Raw genomic sequence first — 16,279 nt, 5'->3', positions numbered from 1 at the left:
GCGGCCGGTCCGAGTTCGATGGGCTTCTAGGACAGATGGAAGGCCAGCGTCGCCCAGAACGCGGAAAGGCAGCGAATCCCGTCGGGCCGAGGACTGCGGACAGGCGCAGGGAAGCATGCCCGACGATGGGCCGCGGCAGGGACGCCAGCAGCTTCAGGTAGCTGATCCTGTCCTGGCCGCCGTGCGGGCTCTGTTCCGGCATGTACCGGGGCAGGACGAGCAAGAGCAGGGCGGTGGCGGCCGCGGCGGCGAAGTAGCCGGCGCGCCACGTCCCGGTTGCTTCGGCGAGGGCCCCGGAGACGGTACGGGAGAGCAGCGCTCCCAGGGGCAGGCCGGTACCGACGGCTCCCAGGGCCCGGCCCGCCTGGCCGCGCGCGGCCATCGAGGAGACGGTCGGCATGATGAGCTGCGGGAGCACGGTGGTGACCGACAGGACGAAGGTCGCCGTACTCAGCACCGCTATCGAGGGGGCCAGTGCTCCTGCGAGCAGCGCCAGTGCGGTGATGGCGGCAGAACGCTCGAGATCCTGCGCAGTCGTGCGCGGTCGGCGAGAGGGACGATCATGACGCCCAGCGCGTAGCCGACCTGCCCCGCCGTGGCGACGATGCCCGCCGCAGCGGAGGAGGCGCCCAGCCCCTGTGCGATCCATTCGAGAGGCGGCTGGGTGAAGTAGATGTTGGAGACGGTGATGGCGGTGGCGGTGGCGAAGACGGTGATGGTGCCGCGCTTCACGCCCGAGGTCGTGGACAATGCGGTCATTGCGCCTCCTCGCACAGCCAGGAGGGCAGGGGCGGGCGTATCGGGAAGGCGAGGGGGTTGGCTTCACCGGGCCGTCGCCTGGTCGGCATCAGGCTCACGACTGTGCGTCCTGGAACGCGGTGACGAGTGCGTCACGAGCGACGTTCCGTATGTGGTGAGGTGTCCCGCTCGGTGACGGCAGCGGGGCGCCCCCGGTCCCGCGGGGGAGGTGGCCACCGGCCGCGTGGGCCGCGATCATTGTGCGGGCGGAGCCGGACTCACCCTGCGCGTCGTCCCGCCGTCACGCCGGTCTCAGGCCAGTGGTTGTTCTGGACACTCAAGCGGCATACTGGATAGTGATCCGATACTCAGGTGTACAATTCGGTCATGCCATGCGGTCGCGTGGCATGCGTGAGGATCCGGCAGAGATGTGGAAGGTGGGGTGGCAGTGCCATCGATGAGGAAGGTGTCCGGTCCCACGGACGATTCGCCGGCCTGCTCCATCGAGCGCAGCCTGCAAGTGCTTGGCGAGCGTTGGACTCTGCTGGTCCTACGCGACATCTTCGCGGGCAAGCACAGGTTCGCCGAAATCCAGTCGTCCCTCGGCATCGCGCCGAACCTGCTCAGTGACAGGCTCAAGCTTCTCAGCGAGGCCGGTGTGTTGCGCACGCGGACGTACCAGGAGCCGGGCAGTCGGCATCGGCTGAGCTACCACCTGACTCCGGCTGGGCAGGAGCTGCAACTCGTGCTGGCGGCTCTCCAGCAGTGGGGCGACCACCACCGCCCTCGCCCGTCTGGACCCTCCTCTCTGCGGCGAATGCGTTCCACGGGTCAGGCCGTGCGGGTCGGGTTCCTCGACGACGACGGCCACGAGTTGCCCGCCGAAGGCGTGACGTTCGTGATGAATACGGGGCCCGGGGCCTGATGGCGTAGGACTTGGTTGCCCAATTCTGCCCGGCTGCAAGGTGGTTAGGGAATGATCTCTGTCGCGGCCGAGGTGCGGAACCCCATTCTGCCGTTGTTCACGGTTGCGGCTTGGAAGCACTTGGGATCGGTGACTCCGCGTCGGCGGACCATGGCGCGGAGTTTCAACGTTGCAGTCGGCGCGCGCGGACCAGTGATGCGCGCCTTCCTCCGAACCGTCCCGTGTCGATCAGGTCCACAGACTGCCCGATGCGCCGGAAGCCCACGGGCCGTGATCACCCGGTTCGGAGGCGAGTGGCGGTCCCTGATGCAGGAGAACACCACCGTTGCGCCGGACACCTCCACGGCCCTCACGCGGCGGTCAGGTGCTGCTCGCCGGTTCCATTACGGGCAGTGTGCGGGACCGCCGGGCGAGCAGGGAGGCTGCCACCGCCGCGGTGATGAAGGCGACAAGACTGTAGATCGCGGGTGTCACCGCGGCGCCCGGCATGTTCAGCAATGCGGGGCTGAGGGCGATGGTGACGGCGAGCGCACCGTTATGGATGCCGATCTCCATGGACGAGGCGACTGCCTGGGTCCGCTCGACGCGCGCCAGGCGGGGAACCCAGTAGCCGATGACCAGGTTCAGGACGCTGAACGCCGCCGTGAGCGGAAGGACGGAGCCGAGGGACCGGCCCAGCTGCTCGGCGTTCTGCAGGATCGCACCGACGACGACCACCACCAACACGATGAGCGAGACGATCCGTACCGCCTGGCCGAGAGTCCGCGCAAGGCCCGGGCGCAGGCGCCGCAGCGCCATTCCCAGAGCCACCGGCAGCACGACGGTGGCGATCAGTGTGACGACGCCCTGCGGTTGCAGTCCGATGTTGTGGGCGTGGCCGACGTAGTGGCGGGTCACGCCCCACATGACGAGCGGCAGTGTGACGACGGAGATCAGCGAGTTGACCGCGGTGAGGGTGATGTTCAGCGCGATGTCACCGCGGGCGAGGTGGCTGTAGACGGCTGCGAGCGTTCCGCCGGGTGATGCGGCCAGGAGCAGCATCCCGACCGCGGTGTCGGGGTCGGCTCCGGTCAGGGCAAGCAGCGCCAGACAGAGCGCGGGCATCAACACCAGCTGGCAGGCCAGTGCCGTGCCCACTGCGCGCGGCGCACCGATCACGCGGGCGAAGTCGGCGAAGGTGAGAGAAAGACCCAGGCCGAGCATGATGACCGCCAGGGCGATCGGCAGCAGCACGGTGGTCAGGACAGAGCTGTGCAACGTCACTCCTCAGGATCAGTGCCGGTGGTATTCGCCGACCGACCGGCCGAAGAAGGCCCGCAGTGCCTCCTTGTGGTCGTCCTTCATGAACAACTCGGCCAGCTCGTCGACCTGTCGCTGGCGCGCCTCGTCCCGGCTCATCTCCAGGGCGTCGTTCACGCACCGCTTGGTGGCCTCGACCGACAGGGGGGCGCGGGTCGCGATCCGCTCCGCCTTCGCCAGCGCTACGTGCATGAGCGCCTCGGGTGCGCATACCTCGGTGACCAGTCCCCAGGCCGCGGCCCGCTCGGCTCCGTAGCGCTCGCCGGTGAGGAGGATCTCCTTGGCCGGTCCGAGTCCCACTATCCTGGCGAGGCGCCAGAAGTTGGCCATCAGGCCCACGTTGACACCGGCCGCGACGAAGGACGCCTCGCTCGACGCGACACGAATGTCGCAGGCCAAGGCCAGCTCGAACCCGCCGCCGACGGCCGGGCCGTTGACTGCGGCGATCACTGGAGCGCGGAACCTCTCCAGGCCGTCGACGATCCGCTCGAAGTCCGCCACGAGAGCGGGCAGTTCGGTCCGGGTCATCCGCTGGTCCTGGGCCAGGTCCGCGCCTGCGGTGAACACACCTCCGGCCCCGGTGAGGACGACCGCACGAATCTCCGGCTCTTCCTCCAGCCGGTCGATGGCCGTCTTCAGGTGCGCCCGACTCTCCCATGAGAGCGTGTTGACGGGCGGATTGCTGAGCGTGATCACCACGATGTGCGGGGTGTGGTGCCTCAGCTGGACTGCGCTCACTTCTCCTCCTTGGCCACGCCCGCGGCGAGCAGGGTCTCGATCTCGGATGGGCCGAAGCCGGCTTCGGTCAGCACGTCGGTGGTGTGCTCGCCCAGCAGCGGGGCCGGACGATCGATGACGGCCGGAGTGCGGGAGAACTTGACGGGCACGCCGATGTGCTTCACCAACCCCGCCGTGGGGTGTCCCACCTCGACGAGCATCCGCCTGGCCCGGACCTGGGGGTCGGAATAGACCTGAGCGATGTCGTACACAGGTCCGGCGGGGATGCCGTGCGGGAGGAGGATGTCCATCCACTGCTCGGTGGTGTGCTGCAGGAACCTCTTCTGTAGTTCCTCAGTCAGCGACGGGCGGTTGGTCATGCGGGACATGGGATCGGCAAACCGCGGATCCGTCCCCAGCCCCGGCCATGCCAAGGCCTCCACGAGACGTTCCCACATCCGCTGATTGGGTGTGCCGACGGTCAGCCAGCCGTCGGCAGTCCGGAACGCCTCGTAGGGGGCCGCGAGCCGCATCTGCGAGCCGAGCGGGCCGGCTACCTGCCCGGTGGCGAACAGGACGGCGCTCTCCCAGACCATCAGGGAGATACCGGCCTCCAGCAGAGATGTGTCCACGTACTGTCCCTCGCCGGTACGCAGACGGTGGACATAGGCGGCGAGTACACCGTTGGCGGCCAGGAGCCCCGCGGTGAGGTCACAGATCGGCACGCCCGCCTTGACCAGCGCGCCACCGGGCTCCCCGGTGACGCTCATGATCCCGGACATGCCCTGGGCGACGAGGTCGTACCCGCCCCGGCCGGCCAGCGGGCCGTCCTGGCCGAATCCCGAGATCGAGCAGTAGACCAGCGCCGGGTTCCGTGTGGCGAGTCTGGGATAGTCGCAGCCGAGCCGCTCCATGGCGCCCGGCCTGAAGTTCTCGACGAGGACGTCGACTCCCGCGCTGAGTCTGCGCAGCGCGGCGGCTCCCCGCTCGTCCCGCAAGTCCAGGGCGATCCCGCGCTTGTTCCGATTCACCGCCATGTATGCCGGCGACTGGCCGCCGGGGAAGTGGGCTCCCCAGCCACGTAGCTCGTCGCCGACCGGACGTTCGACTTTGATCACATCGGCGCCCACGTCGGCGAGGAGCGCCGCGCAATAGGCACCAGCCATCACTTGGCTGACATCCAGAACCCGCACGCCGTCGAGGGGGCCCGCCATCGCATCTCCTGAGGACTCGCCGTGAATTTGTGCCGCATTACGGCACGCCTGTGCTACTATGCGACACAAAAGTAGGTGGGCAGTCAGGAGGCGTCAACGGATGCGTAGCGTTTTCACGACTTTCTCCGTGCTCGAAGCGCTCGCCGAGGCTCAGCCGGTCGGTGTGGGCGCACTGGCACGGGAGCTGGACCTGCCCAAGAGCACCGTGCAACGGAGTCTGACCACGCTGGCCGAGGTGGGGTGGATCCGCCCGCTGGACAGCAGCGGCCACACACGGTGGATACTGACGGCCAGGCCCCTGAAGTTGGCCGGGCACGTACTGCGCCACGAGCGCCTACTCCGTGAGGCCGCAGCGCCCGCGATGGCGGACCTCGCCCGGCAGACCCGCGAAACGATCCACCTGACGATCGTGGACGGTGACAGCGTGATCCTGCTGGACAAGATCGACAGCACGCACACCGTCCGCAACGTCTCCTGGGTCGGCGGTCGCGCTCCCCTCCACGCGTCGGCCTCCGGGCTGGCGATCCTCGCCCACCTGCCGGCGGACGCGATCACCCGCCACCCGCTGACCAAGTACACCAGGCAGACCGTGACGGATGCCGAGGCGCTGGGTGCCACTCTCGCCACGGTCCGCAAGCGCGGTTACGCCATCAACACCGGGATGTGGCGCGACGATGTGAGCGCCGTCGCTGCGGCGATCCTGGATCCGACCGGGGTGCCGGCCGCATCCCTCAGCATCTCTGTGCCGACCTACCGGCTCTCCGACGAACTCCGCGATCAGTACGGCATCCTGGTCCGCGACGCCGCCGCGCGCGTAACGTCCCTGTGGGATGGGCAGGACCCCGAAAACAGTCCCATGGCGGAACAGCATCGCCCACCAGTTCCCGTGGGGGATCCCACAAGCGGCGGACGTCGTCGCTGACGCCTTCCTGCGCGGCCTGACCCTGCCCCTGTGCTTCGCCAGCGCAACGCGCCGGCCCGGGCCAGTCGGCAGGCCCACCACCCAATCCAACGTTGATGTGGAGATGGGGCGGGGCGATCTGACAGATGCCAAGTGGGAACGGCTGCGGCCGTTCCTGCCGGTCAGCAACGGGCGTTGTGGCCGGTGGCGGGATCACCGGCAGGTGATCGACGGGATTCTGCACCGGGTGCGGACCGGGGTGCAGTGGCGTGACCTGCCCGAACGGTTCGGCCCATGGAAAACCACCTGGGAACGTCTGCTCCAGCAGGTCCAGGCCGCAGCCGACAAGGCGGGCGAGATCGACTGGGACGTCTCGGTCGACTCCACTATCGTCCGCGCGCACCAACATGCGGCCGGCGCCCGTACGGATCCACCGCCGGCACCCGCATCAAAGGGGGCCGAAGAAAGGGAACACCAGGGCGAGACACCGTGGCAGAGCCTGGTCGCCCGCCTGGTGGTGCTGGAGGTGAGGGCCTGGGCCGTTCGCGGGGCGGGTTCACCAGCAGGCTCCACCTGAGTGCGGACGGCCATTGCCGCCCCCTGTCCCTGATCGTCACCCCAGGTCAGCGGGCGGACTGCACCCAGTTCATCGCCGTGTTGGAGAAGATCCGTGTCCCCCGATCCGGGCCAGGAAGGCCACGCGTGAAGCCCGACAGCCTCGCGGCCGCTAAGGCATACAGCAACGGTCCCGTTCGTGAATACCTCAGACGGCGGAGTATCCGCCGCACGATCCCGGAAAGGACCGACAGCCAGGCCGCCCGCCTGCGGAAAGGCTCACGCGGCGGACGGCCGCCCGGGTTCGACGCGGACCGCTACAAGAAACGCGACACCGTCGAACGGGCGATCAACCAGCTGAAACAGTCCCGGTCGGTTGCCGCGCGCTACGACAAGCGCGGCTACGTCTTCCTCGGCACCGTGACCGCGGCGTCCATCGCCATCTGGCTCCGAACGTGAATCACTATGCGAACCAGCAGTAGACGTCTTGGCCCTGGCGTCGGGCGCTGCTGACGAGAGCGGCCAGATCACTCACGATCACTTCGGCGATCTCCGTGTCGACGACCTCGCCGCCGTCCTCCGCCCGCTGCAAGGACCACCCGGAAGCGGCATCCTTCAAATCGGACCGCTTGGCCTCGGCGAGTGCGGCGGACAGGCGAGGCGAGATCGCGAACACGACGCCCCCGTGATCGTCCTGGCCAGCGACGAGACGAGGCTCACCAGCTTCGACGAGTTCCTCTTAGCTGCCGCCGGCAAGCAGGCACTCCCACTTGACCACAGCTTCTTCGGGATCGAAGTTGCCGAAGGAGAGCGACTCGAATGCGCGTCGCGGCCCTGTCTGAAGAGCCAGAGCTGCTGACGTGTCACCCGGAGCAGCGAAGAACTCGGTCAGCGGCACCGACGACCGCCTCGCCGGCCGCGGCGGCATCACCCCGTGCCCCGCGACTCCGGCGAGATCAGTGGCACCGTGCGGTGCCCGCAGGTCCACCGGCCTGGCTGACGGTACGTTTCTGATGGCCTGGACCCGCGACCAGATCGCCGCCCGAGCCGTCATGTGTGCGCTGGGTGAGCTTCCACCCGTCCCCGCTCGATAGGAGACTCTGCCGACGATCTTGCCGTTGCAGCGTGTCTTTGCGCCACCACAGGGACCTGCGTACGAGACCGCCCGCAACTCCCTGGTCGATCCGCCCGTGAGAGGGAGCACGAATGCGCACAGAGGCGCGCAAAATGGATATGAGCCGCTCCCGCTCCCGGCGGAGACGATATCGGCGATTCGGAGGCACAGGTGATGTCCACCAGCCCGAGCCGATGGATGACGATCGGCGACTTCCTGCTCCGGCGTCTGAAGGAGGCCGGCGTCGGCCACCTCTTCGGCGTCCCTGGTGACTTCAACCTCGAACTGCTGCAGCAGCTCCAGGACGCGGGCACGCTGAAATGGGTCGGTAACTGCAGTGAGCTGAACGCGTCGTACGCAGCGGACGGCTATGCCCGGCTGAACGGCATGGGCGCGCTCCTCGTGACGAACGCCGTCGGCGCCCTGAGCGCGATCAACGGGGTCGCCGGCTCCTACAGCGAGCACGTGCCGGTGATCTGTATCTGCGGGTCGATACCGCTCAAGTCCATCGATCGCGGCCTGGGGATGCACCACACGATGGCCGACGGCACCTGGGACCGCTTCCTCGGCGCCTACGCACAGGTGACCGCCGCGCAGGCGCGACTGACCCCGCACAACGCGGTCACCGAGATCGACAGGCTGATCCTCACCGCGTGGCGGGAAAAGCTCCCGGTGTATCTGGAACTGCCTTCCGACATCGCCTATCTCGACATCGAGGTTCCCGAGGCCCCGCTGGTGCTCGCGCAGCCGCCCAGCGACCCGGAACGGCTGCGGTCGTGCATCACCGCAATCGCAGACCACCTGTCCGCCGCCAAGTCACCGGCGGTCCTGGTGGATCTGGACGCGGACCGCTTCAGCGTGGCAGCCGACGTCATGGGTCTGGCCGAGAAGATGCGGCTCCCCGTAGCAGTGATCAGCACAGCCAAGGCGGTCATCGACGAGACTTTTCCTTATTACGTCGGCATCTACAACGGCCGGGCAAGCGAGCCGCACGTGCGCGCGGCGATCGAGACCAGCGACTGTCTGCTCTCCATCGGCTACCGGCCGATCGAGGTGACGACGGGCGACTTCACGGCTTCGCTGCCCGCCGACACGATCCGAGCCCGCAGCCACTCGGTGGACATCGGCGATGACAACTATCAGGCGGTGACGCTCCAGGAAGTCATCCGCGGCGTACTGGACGCCGTTCCGGACGTCACGAGCCGCGCTGCACCACAGCGGGGGGCTACAGAGCGAGGGGCTACGGCGACAGGAGCCCCCGCAGGCGGCTCCACCAACCTGACGCAGGCCGCGTACTGGCAGGCAGTCCAGGGCTACCTCCGGTCCGGGGACGTGCTCCTCCTCGACAACGGCACCTCGTACGCCCTCCTCGGCCTGCAGCTGCCACCGGACTGCACCTTCGTCGGATCCATCAACTGGGGCTCGATCGGCTACTCGGTCGCAGCCCTGCTCGGCACGCTGACCGCAGCGCCAGACCGTCGCCACCTGCTGTTCCTGGGCGACGGCTCATTTCAGCTGACCGCGCAGGAGCTGTCGACCATCCTGCGGCACGACCACAAGCCGGTGATCTTCCTGATCAACAACGGCGGATACACCATCGAACGCGGTTACCTCGGCAAAACCGAGCAGTACAACGACATCGCGACCTGGGCCTACGCGGATCTACCGAGAGTGCTCCGCCCGGACACCACGGCGCGATCGTTCGTCGTCAAGACCACCGCGGACCTGGCGGAGGCCCTCAGCGCGCCCAACGACACGCTGATCTTCATCGAAGCGGTCATGGATCCCTACGACGCTCCCGCCGCGGTCATGACCAGCAGCAACACCGGCGCGGACATCGACTACGGGCCTCGCGGCCCCCAGCACCGCAACAACGCACAGCTCAGGCCGGCCTGACTTTCCAGCGACGCGAAACTGCGGAGGCCGGTAGTTCAGCCGGGGGCGACAGGAAGGGTATAAAGGGCCCTGACGATGTCGACCTGATCCTTGTCTTCGAAGGCGTCGAGGAGTTCGGTGACGACCTTGGCAAGCTCTGCGCGCAGGCCGTAGATGAATCTGGGACTGTGCGGGGGACCGAACGGACCGTTGCTCGTGTCGTTCCTCAGCCACATGCCGTTCGCCAGGCTCCACACCTCATAGTAGGCCCGGCCAAAGGCTGGAGTAGCCGGCGACGGGTGGGCTTGGCGGGTGCGGGTAGCCCGGCATCTCAATGGCGCGGTCCGGCGGGAACTCCGGGCGGGCGCGGAGTGATGCGCCTCGTGACAAACCTATGCCCGCTGTTGGGGGCGGGCCGTGGTTGCGGGCGGGAGAGTCTGCTCGGCCCAGACGGTCTTGCCGTCGAGCGTGTAGCGGACACCCCAGTTCTGTGCGAGTTGGGCGATGATGAACAAGCCGCGCCCGCCTTCGTCGATCGTCTTCGCGTGGCGCAGCCGTGGCGCGAGGGAATTGCTGTCGTGGACTTCGCAGGTGAGTGTGCGGTCCTTGATGAGCCGCAACCGGACAGGCGGGGTGCCGTAGCGGACGGCGTTGGTGACCAGTTCGCTGACGATCATCTCGGTGGTGTAGGTGGTTTCCTCATCGGCTCTCCAAAGGACGAGCTGGTGGCGGGCGTGGGCGCGGGCCGTGGCGACGGTTTTGGGGTCGTCGTCGAGATGCCACGTGGCGACCTGGTCGGCGGGGAACGGGTGGGTGCGGGCGAGGAGGAGGATCACGTCGCCGTGGCGGATGTCGTTCCGCAGCCGGTAGAGCACGTCATCGCACAGATCCTGAAGTGGCCGCTCAGGATGGGCCAGCACCCGTTGGAGGGTGTCCGGAGACGCTGAGGAGTGCAACAGGGACGCGGTGTAGAAGGCGAGGACGCTGCCGTCGGTGACGGAGATCGTGGTGGCGGCGAAAGGAAGTCCCTCTGCAGTGCCCAGAGGAGGTCCGGCAGGCAGGTCGGGGATCTCGGTGGTCCCGTCGGGATGGGTGATGACGGGTGGGGGATGGCCGGCCAGGGCGAGGGTGCAGGTCTGGGCGAGCGGGTCGTAGACCGCGTACGCGCAGCTCCCCGTGAGCGGCATGGGGTCGTCGGGCGGCAGGGCTGCGCGTTCCTGGGCCAGGCTGATGGCGGTGTCGTTGAGGCGGGCGAGTAGTTCGTCGGGCTCCAGGTCGAGGGCGGCCAGGGAGTGGATGGCGGTCCGTATCTGTCCCATGGTGGTGGCCGCGTAGATGCCTTGGCCGGCGACTTCGCCGACCACCAGTGCGGTGCGGGCGCCGGGCAGGGCGAGAGTGTCGAACCCGCCGCCTCCGCCCACCAGGGCGGGCACGTGCACGTGCGCTGTTTCAACGGTGGTCCGGGGCGCAGGGTGTGGAGGCAGCAGGTGGCGCTGGACGGTCGAGGCGATGGCGTGTTCGCGGGTGTAGCGGCGGGCGTTGTCGATGCACAGCGCGGTGTGTGCGGCCACTGCGAGGGCGAGGGCGACATCGTCCTCGTCGTAGGCGTCGGCCTGGTCGGTGCGGTACAGGCTCAGCAGCCCGAGCACGGTTCCCCGCAGCGTCAAGGGTGCTGTGATGAGAAAGCGGGCACCGGATGCACGGATCGCCTCGGCGCGGGGCGGGTTGGCTGCCAGCCACGGCGCGTCGGGGCTCAGGGCGACGAGGCGGGGCTTGAGGTCGGTCAGCGTCTGTGCGTAAGGCGTCGGAAAGGGCAGAGCGCGCACATCGCCCACGGGATGCGCCTGAATCTGATCGCCGCCGTCGCGGTGGCCGTAGGCGGCACGGCGCAGGGGCACCGGTCCCAGAGGGCTCAGCGGAGGTTCCTCGCCACGTACCACTGCGTCCACGACTTCCACCACGGCGATGTCAGCGAGGTCCGGCACCACTGCCTGCACCAGTTCCTCACAAGTGGCCACCACGTCGAGGGTCTGTCCCACGTGCTCGCGCACGGAGCCGAGGACACGCAGGCGGGCGTCCAACCTTTCGCGTTCGGTGACATCCAGCATCTCCGTCAGCAGCCCCAAGATCCTCCCCTGCGCGTCCTCCAGGCGAGATGCCGAGACGGAGAACAGGTACTCCGGCCCCGGTGCGCCGCCCTTCGGGCGCACCCCCACAAGGCGCCCCCGCGCGGGTGCGCCGTTCTCCAGCACGCCGTACAGCATCGCCTCCACCTCACCGGGCGCGGAAAGGTCATACACCTCGGTGACGTGTCGGCCCATGATCTGTTCAGGGGGCGCGGCGTGCAGAACCGGCCTGGTGATGTTGATCCGTAGGATTCGCAGCTCCGTGTCCAGGATCAGCAGCCCTGTAGGGGACTGGTGGAACAGTGCTTCCAGTACCGCGGCACCCTCGACGGGCGAGATGGCTTCGTCTTGCGCCATGGCAACCCACCTCCACCATCCAGCCTGCTCCCGGCGTCTGTGTGGCGCTCCCTCACATTGCGAGAGTTGTCGGACGTGCTGCCGCCGTGCGGCCTCGGCCCGCTGTTGTCGAGCGCTCTGGCTCACCAGAGTGAAAGGAGGCGGGGCGTTGCCGGTCGGGCGCGACATCACCCAGCCGCAGAAGGCCCACGATCAGATGACGGCGGATGGTCTCGACACGGACTGCCGAGTTGGGGTCGCACACCGGACGCACAGCCAGCGAGGGACGGCCCGCCTCCCACCCTCCGTGGTGCTTATGGCGAGGCAGTGCCCTGCGCGCCTACGGGGTGGCGACGCTGCACCAGGCGGGTGCACAGCCACAGCAGAAGTTTTGGCGCGGGGCACAGGTCGGGTGCGGCGAAGTAGATCTCGTTCTGATAGTCGGCGAACGCCATGATCCGGTCCTCCCGCTCCCGCCCGCCAGATGCGAGCTCATTGGCCCACAGTGCGAGACTGGTCAGCAGGAACAAGGAGAACGCAGGATTCTCGCCATGAGGCCAGTGCTGATGCAGGAAGATGGCAAGCTGCTGAGCGAGGACGACCTCGCGCTGATCCACGCGCTGCAACTCCGGCCGAGGGCCTCGTGGTCCGAGCTCGGCCGGGTCCTCGGGGTGGATCCGGTCACCGTCGCCCGTCGCTTCAACCGCCTCGCTGAGCACGGCACGGCCTGGGTCGGCCTGTCACCAGGCCCCCGCATGTTCGACCAGATGTGCCTCTCCTTCGCCCAGATCGACTGTGCCCCCGGCGCGACCGCCTCCGTCGCCCAGGCCCTCAGCGGTCATCCGCACATGCTCACCATCGAACGCTCCGCCGGTGGGCACGACATCCTCGCCACCGTCGCCACCATCGACCTTCCCGCGCTGTCCCGCTACACCCTCGACCTGCTCCCGCACGTTCCCGGCATCACCGCCGTCGACGTCCGGATCGTCACCCACATGTTCACCGAGGGCGGCCGATGGCGCATCGCGGCGCTCGCTCCCGACCAACGCGCTCAGCTCACCGCACCGGCCGCGCCCCAGCCGGCCCGGCACGGCGGCGGAGACATCACCGCCTTCGACCGCGCTCTTCTCGCCCGCCTGGCACACGATGGCCGCGCCTCCTACCAGGCCCTGTCCACCGACCTGGGCGTCAGCCTGTCCACCGCCAAGCGCCGCGTCGAGCAACTGACCAGGCTCGACGTCCTGCGTTTCCGTTGTGACTTCGCCCGCCCCCTCGGGGGCTGGCCCGTCGCCATCACCTTCTGGGCCAAGGTGCCGCCCGCCGACCTGCCCACCGTCGGACACGTCCTGATCCGCCTGCCCGAAACACGCAACTGCGCCGCCGTCACCGGCCCCCACAACCTCATCGTGCAGGCCAGCCTGCACTCCGTGGACGACGCCCTACGCCTTGAGACCCAGCTCGCCACCACCCACCCCGGCCTCGACATCGTCGACTGTGTGATCACCCTGCGCCACGACAAGCTCCTCGGCCGCCTGCTCGACCCCTACGGCCGCTCCACGGGCGTCGTCACGCCCGACATCTGGGCCGAACCACAGAACTGACACCACGTCGTCGCAGAGGTCCACCACACCGGATTCCACGCTCCCGTTCCGCGTCCTCTCCGACCGGACGCGGCGCCTGCCGTGCCCCCGAGGAGCAGCTGCCGGGGAACGCGGCGGCGGACCGCTCCGCGCCCTCGACTACGAATTCCTGTAGGCCGTGCCGGCGAATCGGGCCCCTTCGCACGTCATCATCGAAATCCGGTCCTGATCCGCATCGAGTCGCTGCGCGGCAATTCGCGGAGACGGACCGCAACGCATCGGTAGGCGACCGCACGCGGCACTTCCGCACAGGCATCGGCTCGCACGGACGTCGCTCAGGCCGCGCCGTAAACCGAGCCGCAGACCGTCATTCAGGTCTCGTCCCGCAGCTCCACCTGGAACCCGAAAGGCACCCGACACCCATGAGGATCAATGTTCCCGGCGTGCCGAAGGCCACCGCCCGACATCTGCTGCGCCGACCGAACCTCTGGTACTTCCCGACGCTCGTCATGATCGCGGTCAGCGTGGTGGTGTCGCTGTCCTACATCGGAGGCATCATCAACCCCACGGGCAACCTCCACCACCTCCCGATCGCGATCGTCGACGAGGACCAGGCGGTGCACGTCGACGGCCGGAAGGTGCACCTCGGTCCGCAGATCGTCCGGGGCATCACGACCGCGTCGGATTCCCGCCAACGTGTGGAATGGCGGACGCTGAGTCTGCGCGAGGCAGAAGCCGAGATGGACAAAGACGCAGTCTACGGTGCCTTGATCATTCCGGCGGATTTCAGCAGCGGCGTCCTGTCCTTGACCGGCCCCGTCGCGCCCCATGTGACGGCTCCGCGGCAGCCGAGTGTCCACCTGCTCACCAACCCCCGTTCCGGCAGTGTGGCCACCTCCTCGGTTCAAGCCGTCGGAGAGCGAACGACCCACACCGTATCGAGTCGTATCGCCGCGACGCTGGCTGCGCACCTGAAGGCCGCGCACCACACGAGCCGCCGGGCGATCCCGACCGCCGAGAGGATGTTGCTGGCCGACCCCGTCACGTTGCACACGAGCGAGCATCGCCCTCTCGGCAACCATTCCGGATTCGGCCTCAGCGCTTTTTACGTCAGCCTCGTCCTCACTCTTGGTGCCTATCTGGGTGCGGGTGTCGTCAGCAGTTCGGTCGATTTTGCTCTGGGATATCAGTCAGCCGAGCGCGGACGTCGCTGGTCCAGCAAACTGCCCGTCCCGATCACCCGCACCCAAACACTGGTGGCCAAGACCGCCATGTCGGCCGTCCTGTCACCGGTCACCGCGACAGCAATTTTGCTCACGTGTAAATTCGTCCTTCACATGGATACACCCCACTTCGGTCAGCTATGGATCTACTCCGTATGCGCCTCGATCGCCGTCGGGGTGACGGCTCAGACCATCATTTCGCTGGTCGGAGGACTCGGGTCGCTGGTGGGCATGCTCTTCTTCGTCGCTTTGGCGGTGCCCTCGTCCGGGGGGAGCTTCCCCCTCCAGACCGTTCCCAGCCCCTACCGGTGGCTCGCCCAGTTCGAACCCATGCGGCAGATCGACGACGGCGTTCGCGCAATCCTCTACTTCGACGCCCGGGGCGATGCCGGCCTGACGCGTGGCTGGATCATGATCGCCGTGGGGTGTTTCGTCGGCCTGGCCCTGGGCCTGATCGTCGCGTGGATCCGTGATCACGGCGGTCACCAGCGGCTCACGAGCCATCAGATCACCGCCGCACATGCACACTTCCGCTCCACGGCCTCCCTCGTGGCCCCAGCCGGCGGTACGCAGCACGAATCCGGTGGAAAGCCCGCTCCCAGAGCCGCTGCGCCCGACCGGCGCAACGCCACCGAGCCGACCCCTCCCTCGCAGGCAGCACCCCGCGTCTTCGGCCGGGTACGGAACTCCTACGGAGACGTTGTGCCCCTGGCCACCGTCACCCTTCTCTCGCTGAACGGGAGCCAACTGGGCCGGATCGGCACGCAATCCGATGGCTCTTACGAAATTGATGCGCCGGCATCCGGAGCCTGCCTCCTTCTTGCTACGGCGGACGACCACCAGCCCCACGCCGCCATCGTTCAGATCGGCGACAGGTCGCGATGCCACGACGTCGTACTGAGCGGACTGAGCGGGACGGTTCCGGCATGACGAGCGATGGTCCGGCGCCTCCGCCGTTTCGCTCGGTCAGAGTGGGCGGCGCCGCCAGACGTCACTTGCCTTCTTCGGAGCCGGGGGGCCAGGACGTGGGGCTCAGAATTCCGAGGACATACGCCTTGGCGACCAGTGCGGTCCTGTTCGGCACTTTCAGCAGGCGGCACATCCGGGAGAGATGGTAGTTGACGCCGTCCGCCGTGAGGCCGACCGCCCGGGCGATCAACGCGGAGGTGGCTCCGGACGCGACCAACGCCAGGATGCGTTCTTCTTTCGGTGACAACTCCTGCACCAGATTTGGTTCTGCCCCGTGCGCCGTCGGGTCGACGTGCAGGAACACCATGAGCAGCGTCGGAGTGATGACTTCGTCGCTGACCGGTTCCACGGTGAGTTGGCCGGTTCTCGTCACGCCCATGGCGTCCCACTCGACTCGAATCGGGTAGCGGAAACGACGCCCGAATCGAAGCCCCTCCGAGATCTTGAGCAGTGACTCCTCGTCCGGGGAGACCAGCAGATCGAGCAGGTTGAGATCACGCATATGTCCCGGCGTCAGGCCCCACAGGGCAGAAAATGCGGGATTGGTGATCACCAGCAATCCATCGGGCCGGCTGATCGCAGTGGGTGCCGGCGACCGGTCGAGCAGCCGCAGGAACCGGTTCCGCCAGACTGCCATCTCCTGTCGGAGGCCGGTCCATTCCTCCGGTTCATTGATCATGGACCAGTCGCCTCCTGTAACGCGATAC

Annotated in this window: 15 protein-coding genes and 2 pseudogenes; 7 read left to right on the top strand and 10 right to left on the bottom strand. The window is 67.9% G+C overall.

What is annotated here, in order from left to right; all coding sequences use genetic code 11:
- Positions 1-226: 226 nt before the first annotated feature.
- Both A6P39_RS45345 and A6P39_RS03225 read right to left on the bottom strand, forming a co-directional pair.
- A pseudogene (locus tag A6P39_RS45345) lies at positions 227-457 on the bottom strand (MFS transporter); the annotation flags it as partial.
- Positions 458-459: 2 nt separating this feature from the next.
- On the bottom strand, positions 460-759 hold the full coding sequence (locus A6P39_RS03225; RefSeq protein ID WP_067054454.1) for a hypothetical protein: 300 nt from the start codon (positions 757-759) through the stop codon (positions 460-462).
- Between the two features lie 436 nt (positions 760-1,195).
- Between A6P39_RS03225 and A6P39_RS03220 the strand changes: the two genes are divergently transcribed.
- Positions 1,196-1,663 carry a winged helix-turn-helix transcriptional regulator gene (locus tag A6P39_RS03220; RefSeq protein WP_067054456.1) on the top strand — a complete coding sequence of 156 codons (468 nt, stop codon included), beginning with the start codon at positions 1,196-1,198 and terminating at the stop codon, positions 1,661-1,663.
- A 360-nt stretch (positions 1,664-2,023) separates the two neighbouring features.
- On the opposite strand, the gene A6P39_RS03215 is transcribed toward A6P39_RS03220, so the two are convergent.
- Genes A6P39_RS03215 through A6P39_RS03205 form a run of 3 tightly spaced genes read right to left on the bottom strand, consistent with a single transcriptional unit; the run spans position 2,024 to position 4,893 of the window.
- The gene (locus A6P39_RS03215) at positions 2,024-2,920 is read right to left on the bottom strand and encodes a bile acid:sodium symporter family protein (protein ID WP_079133761.1); all 897 of its coding nucleotides are present in this window, start codon (positions 2,918-2,920) and stop codon (positions 2,024-2,026) included.
- A gap of 15 nt (positions 2,921-2,935) precedes the next feature.
- A complete protein-coding gene (locus A6P39_RS03210; RefSeq protein ID WP_079133762.1) occupies positions 2,936-3,700 on the bottom strand; it encodes an enoyl-CoA hydratase/isomerase family protein in 765 nt (254 codons plus the stop codon).
- The gene (locus A6P39_RS03205) at positions 3,697-4,893 is read right to left on the bottom strand and encodes a CaiB/BaiF CoA transferase family protein (RefSeq protein ID WP_067054458.1); all 1,197 of its coding nucleotides are present in this window, start codon (positions 4,891-4,893) and stop codon (positions 3,697-3,699) included. The genes A6P39_RS03210 and A6P39_RS03205 overlap by 4 nt, the downstream gene beginning before the upstream one ends.
- 100 nt (positions 4,894-4,993) lie before the next feature.
- On the opposite strand from A6P39_RS03205, the gene A6P39_RS03200 reads away from it, so the two are divergent.
- Positions 4,994-5,815 carry an IclR family transcriptional regulator gene (locus tag A6P39_RS03200; protein WP_067054460.1) on the top strand — a complete coding sequence of 274 codons (822 nt, stop codon included), beginning with the start codon at positions 4,994-4,996 and terminating at the stop codon, positions 5,813-5,815.
- 103 nt (positions 5,816-5,918) lie between these two features.
- Positions 5,919-6,808: pseudogene (locus A6P39_RS03195) on the top strand (IS5 family transposase).
- Between the two features lie 4 nt (positions 6,809-6,812).
- Here the strand turns inward: A6P39_RS03195 and A6P39_RS03190 are convergent.
- On the bottom strand, positions 6,813-7,025 hold the full coding sequence (locus A6P39_RS03190) for a hypothetical protein (RefSeq protein ID WP_234379208.1): 213 nt from the start codon (positions 7,023-7,025) through the stop codon (positions 6,813-6,815).
- A gap of 9 nt (positions 7,026-7,034) precedes the next feature.
- Here A6P39_RS03190 and A6P39_RS03185 point away from each other — a divergent pair, with 9 nt between their 5' ends.
- Positions 7,035-7,208, top strand: a complete 174-nt coding sequence (locus tag A6P39_RS03185) for a hypothetical protein (RefSeq protein WP_234379210.1) — start codon at positions 7,035-7,037, stop codon at positions 7,206-7,208.
- Positions 7,209-7,637: 429 nt separating this feature from the next.
- Positions 7,638-9,359 carry an alpha-keto acid decarboxylase family protein gene (locus tag A6P39_RS03180; RefSeq protein WP_067054466.1) on the top strand — a complete coding sequence of 574 codons (1,722 nt, stop codon included), beginning with the start codon at positions 7,638-7,640 and terminating at the stop codon, positions 9,357-9,359.
- 35 nt (positions 9,360-9,394) lie between these two features.
- Here the strand turns inward: A6P39_RS03180 and A6P39_RS03175 are convergent, their stop codons facing one another.
- From A6P39_RS03175 to A6P39_RS03165, 3 genes are all read right to left on the bottom strand, one after another.
- Positions 9,395-9,574 carry a hypothetical protein gene (locus tag A6P39_RS03175; RefSeq protein ID WP_199841002.1) on the bottom strand — a complete coding sequence of 60 codons (180 nt, stop codon included), beginning with the start codon at positions 9,572-9,574 and terminating at the stop codon, positions 9,395-9,397.
- 156 nt (positions 9,575-9,730) lie between these two features.
- Complete coding sequence (locus tag A6P39_RS03170) at positions 9,731-11,821, bottom strand: SpoIIE family protein phosphatase (protein WP_275883794.1); 2,091 nt, start codon at positions 11,819-11,821, stop codon at positions 9,731-9,733.
- A gap of 293 nt (positions 11,822-12,114) precedes the next feature.
- Positions 12,115-12,330: a hypothetical protein gene (locus A6P39_RS03165; protein WP_159396186.1), complete on the bottom strand. Its 216-nt coding sequence runs from the start codon at positions 12,328-12,330 to the stop codon at positions 12,115-12,117.
- 21 nt (positions 12,331-12,351) lie between these two features.
- Between A6P39_RS03165 and A6P39_RS03160 the strand changes: the two genes are divergently transcribed.
- Together A6P39_RS03160 and A6P39_RS03155 are read left to right on the top strand one after the other, a co-directional pair.
- Positions 12,352-13,401, top strand: a complete 1,050-nt coding sequence (locus tag A6P39_RS03160) for an Lrp/AsnC family transcriptional regulator (RefSeq protein WP_067054470.1) — start codon at positions 12,352-12,354, stop codon at positions 13,399-13,401.
- Between the two features lie 401 nt (positions 13,402-13,802).
- The gene (locus A6P39_RS03155; protein WP_079133764.1) at positions 13,803-15,533 is read left to right on the top strand and encodes a DUF3533 domain-containing protein; all 1,731 of its coding nucleotides are present in this window, start codon (positions 13,803-13,805) and stop codon (positions 15,531-15,533) included.
- A 61-nt stretch (positions 15,534-15,594) separates the two neighbouring features.
- On the opposite strand, the gene A6P39_RS03150 is transcribed toward A6P39_RS03155, so the two are convergent.
- On the bottom strand, positions 15,595-16,251 hold the full coding sequence (locus tag A6P39_RS03150) for a helix-turn-helix transcriptional regulator (protein ID WP_067054475.1): 657 nt from the start codon (positions 16,249-16,251) through the stop codon (positions 15,595-15,597).
- Positions 16,252-16,279: the final 28 nt, after the last annotated feature.

The sequence above is a fragment of the Streptomyces sp. FXJ1.172 genome (assembly GCF_001636945.3).
Classification (GTDB): Bacteria; Actinomycetota; Actinomycetes; order Streptomycetales; family Streptomycetaceae; genus Streptomyces.
The sequence above is the reverse complement of the archived record's forward strand: the minus strand, read 5'-3'. Positions and strand labels throughout refer to the sequence as shown.

What these genes read in the sequence shown, in the direction of transcription:
- A6P39_RS03180 (WP_067054466.1), top strand. Translation starts at nt 7,638, where the DNA reads ATGTCCACCAGCCCGAGCCGATGGATGACGATCGGCGACTTCCTGCTC.
- A6P39_RS03220 (WP_067054456.1), top strand. Translation starts at nt 1,196, where the DNA reads ATGAGGAAGGTGTCCGGTCCCACGGACGATTCGCCGGCCTGCTCCATC.
- A6P39_RS03155 (WP_079133764.1), top strand. Translation starts at nt 13,803, where the DNA reads ATGAGGATCAATGTTCCCGGCGTGCCGAAGGCCACCGCCCGACATCTG.
- A6P39_RS03160 (WP_067054470.1), top strand. Translation starts at nt 12,352, where the DNA reads ATGAGGCCAGTGCTGATGCAGGAAGATGGCAAGCTGCTGAGCGAGGAC.
- A6P39_RS03225 (WP_067054454.1), bottom strand. Translation starts at nt 759, where the DNA reads ATGACCGCATTGTCCACGACCTCGGGCGTGAAGCGCGGCACCATCACC.
- A6P39_RS03170 (WP_275883794.1), bottom strand. Translation starts at nt 11,821, where the DNA reads ATGGCGCAAGACGAAGCCATCTCGCCCGTCGAGGGTGCCGCGGTACTG.
- A6P39_RS03205 (WP_067054458.1), bottom strand. Translation starts at nt 4,893, where the DNA reads ATGGCGGGCCCCCTCGACGGCGTGCGGGTTCTGGATGTCAGCCAAGTG.
- A6P39_RS03150 (WP_067054475.1), bottom strand. Translation starts at nt 16,251, where the DNA reads ATGATCAATGAACCGGAGGAATGGACCGGCCTCCGACAGGAGATGGCA.
- A6P39_RS03200 (WP_067054460.1), top strand. Translation starts at nt 4,994, where the DNA reads ATGCGTAGCGTTTTCACGACTTTCTCCGTGCTCGAAGCGCTCGCCGAG.
- A6P39_RS03175 (WP_199841002.1), bottom strand. Translation starts at nt 9,574, where the DNA reads ATGTGGCTGAGGAACGACACGAGCAACGGTCCGTTCGGTCCCCCGCAC.